Here is a 3139-nt window from a genome sequence, read left to right on the forward strand (position 1 = left end):
GTGAGCGTCACGAGAGGATCGCCGTGCCCGGCCTTGACTTGCGCGGAATGCTTTGGATTGCCCGATCGGGGTGATTGACGCTGCCGCTGGGCGATGATTGGGTGCTCCCCTCTGAAGGGGGCGACGGGGATCAGAATGACCAGCGAGTCGCATCTGCGCGAGAAGCTTCGGAAGATCGAGGCGTTGTTCGCGGGTGCAGGAACTGCTGGTGAGCGCTTGGCGGCGGAAGCCGCACTGCAGCGGGTGCGTGCCCGGGTCGAGGAGCTCGCTCGCCACGATCCACCGATCGAGCAGCAATTCTCACTTCCCGACCAATGGTCGCGGCAGCTGTTTCTGGCGCTTTGCCGTCGATACGGGCTGCGGCCGTTTCGTTACCACCGCCAGCGACGCAACACGGTGATGATCCGCGCGTCACGGGGCTTCGTTGACAAGATCCTGCTGCCGGAGTTCACCGAGCTGCAGAGGGCGCTGCAAGTCTATCTGCACGAGGTGACGCTGCGCGTGATCCGCGAAGAGATCTATGACGACACCAGCGACGCGCAGGAAGTTCCCGACGCCCTGCCGTCAAATTGATCAGGCGGCGAGCTTTGTCTCCAGACCATCGCGCTCGGCCTTCCATGTCCACGGCAGCAATGTGTGCAGCTGATTGATCTTGGTGCGTCCGGAGACGATGCGCTCGAGAACGTCGGTCAGATAATGCCGCGGGTCGACGTCTTGCAGCTTGGCCGAGTTGATGATCGACGCGAGAATGGCCCAGGTCTCGGCGCCGCCTTCACTGCCCGCAAACAAATAGTTCTTCTTTCCTAACCCTATCGGCTTGATGGTGCGTTCGACCGTATTGTTGTCGATCTCGATGCGCCCGTCATCGATGAAGCGCGTCAGGCCTTCCCAATGGTTGAGGGTGTAGCGAATCGCCTTGCCAAGGCCAGACTTCTTCGAGACTTCCAGCAGTCGTGCCTCAAGCCACGGCTTGAGGTGCTCGATCAGCGGCCTGGTTTCGGTTTGCCGAACCGCAGACCGCTGCGCCGCCGGCAGACCACGGATACGGTCTTCGATGGCATAGAACATCGCAATCCGTTGCAGCGCTTCCGCGGCAATCGGCGACTTCGTCGCGACGTGAACGTCCCAGAACTTCCGCCGCGCATGCGCGAAGCAGAATGCGAGTTGCACCAGACGGCCGCCGTTCTTGATCAGACCCTTGTAGGCGGCATAGCCGTCGACCTGCAGGATGCCCTGGTAGTCTCCGAACAGCTGTTTGGCGCGGATCGCCTTGCGATCCTCGGCAAATACGTAGACCACCGCCGGCGGTGCCGGGCCGCCCCATGGCCGGTCATCGGTGGCGATCGCCCAGAACTGGCAGACTTTGGTCCTGCCACGGCCGGGATCGAGAACCGGCAGCGGCGTCTCATCGGCAAACAGCCGCGGGTAGGAGATCACTGTGTCGCGCAACAGCGCGTGAAGCGGCCTCAGCCACCAGGCGACGCGGCCCATCCACGAAGCCAGCGTCTGACGGTCGAGCGCGACGCCCTGCGCGGCAAACATCTGTTCCTGCCGATACAGCGGCAGCTGGTAACCGTATTTCATCACCGCGATGTGGGCCAGCAAGGCTTCCGTCACCATCCCGCCCTCGACTGCCTGGGCCAGCGCGGCCGCCTGCAGCACACCCTGGCGGCATCCCCGGCAACCATAGCGCGGACGCACGATGCGCTTGACCCGGTATTGCATCGGAACGACGTCGAAGGCTTCCTTGACGGTCTCCCCGATCTTGTGCAGCCGCTCGCCGCAGCAGGGGCAGATATGGCTCTCGATATCGATCACGACGTCGATGCGCGGCAAATGCTCCGGAAGCTTCCCCCGGTTGCGTCGCGCCAGTCGCTTTCCACGGCCTTCCGCTCCATCAGGCAGCCTGCCTCCGGTCACGTCGTCGTTGGCGGCCGGACCAGCCGCCTGCGCCGTGATGGTGAAGAGAGATAGCTGTCCGGGATCCAGTGTCTCGGACCGGGGACCGAAGATCGTGCGCTTGTACTGCGACAGGATCACCAGGAGCTTGTCGTTCTCCTGGATCGCAGCATCGCGCTGGGCGATCGCTGCATCACGCTCAGCCGCCAGCGTGCTGCATTCCGCCGACAACACGGCAAGCCGTGACGACAGCGCCGTCACGGCTTTCTGGAGCAATGCTGGATCGGAAGGCAAATCAATCATGCAGCGCGTTCTACTACAGCTCAGCATGAATGCCGAACTACTCTTGATGATGATCAACCAGCTCGTGTTGGTTGATCCACAACCCGCATCGGCACACGCTTCCAGTCCGAGCCGTCGAGCAGCACCGAGAGCTGAGCATGAGATAGCGGCATGACGCCTTCCTTGATCGGCGGCCAGCTGAACTGCCCTTCGATTCTCTTGTAGTAAAGAACAAGGCCGCTTCCGTCCCAGGTCAGGATCTTCACGCGATCTCGGCGCTTGGAGCGAAACACCCACAGCCCGCCGTCGAACGGATTGGCTCCAAACGCTTCGCTCACCAGCATCGCCAGCGAGTCCATGCCGCGACGGAAATCGACCGGCTGCGTCGCGATCCAGATCGATAACCCAGCGCGGAGCCCGATCATCGGCCAACCGTCCTGACTGCCGCAAGCACCTCGCAGAGTGCTCGCCGGTCGACCGTTCCCACGACACGGATGCGAACCACGCCGACGTCGATCTCAATCGCCCCCTGCTCCTCGCATGGCGGCAATTTGCCCCCGCAGCCCGTGATCGCGACCGGCACAAAGCCTGATGGCACGCCTCCATCCCTGCGCTCCGCGAGCTTCGCCCGCGTTGCCTGACGACGCCAAAGAAACAACAGGCTCGGGCTGATGTCGTGTCGCCGCGCCACCCCGGAAGCGCTTGCACCCGGCGCGAAACTCTCCGCGACAATCGCCGCTTTCGCATCGGTCGACCAGCGCCGTCGTCGGCCGGTCCCCGTGATGATCTCGACGCGCTGCAGCGTGTCGGAGCCGTCCTCAAGGATACGCGCATGCCTATCCTTATCGCCATCCTTACAACTATCTTTTGACATGGTGACCTCGTGACGAAACAATCCACGAGATCTTCCTAGCCGACCAGATCAGCCCTCAGTGCGTGGTCGCCGGATGACGCTCAC

At 62.8% G+C, this 3139-nt stretch carries 4 protein-coding genes; 1 reads left to right on the forward strand and 3 read right to left on the reverse strand.

Translation table 11 applies throughout. The features are described 5' to 3' along the window. Positions 1-135 precede the first annotated feature (135 nt). Positions 136-573, forward strand: a complete 438-nt coding sequence (locus ACZIRK_RS44830; RefSeq protein ID WP_130231902.1) for a hypothetical protein — start codon at positions 136-138, stop codon at positions 571-573. Here ACZIRK_RS44830 and tnpC read toward each other — a convergent pair whose 3' ends face one another. The 3 genes from tnpC to tnpA all read right to left on the reverse strand — a co-directional run bounded on the left by tnpC (position 574) and on the right by tnpA (position 3055). Next, positions 574-2130 (reverse strand): IS66 family transposase, encoded by a 1557-nt coding sequence (gene tnpC / locus ACZIRK_RS44835; protein ID WP_474419808.1) that lies wholly within the window; start codon positions 2128-2130, stop codon positions 574-576. Between the two features lie 125 nt (positions 2131-2255). Beyond that, entirely contained in the window at positions 2256-2606 is a 351-nt protein-coding gene (tnpB, locus tag ACZIRK_RS44840) for an IS66 family insertion sequence element accessory protein TnpB (protein WP_130231958.1), read from the reverse strand. Further along, positions 2603-3055 carry an IS66-like element accessory protein TnpA gene (gene tnpA, locus ACZIRK_RS44845; protein WP_130231960.1) on the reverse strand — a complete coding sequence of 151 codons (453 nt, stop codon included), beginning with the start codon at positions 3053-3055 and terminating at the stop codon, positions 2603-2605. Before tnpA ends, tnpB begins: the two co-directional genes overlap by 4 nt. Positions 3056-3139: the final 84 nt, after the last annotated feature.

This window comes from Bradyrhizobium sp. Leo114 (assembly GCF_055229415.2).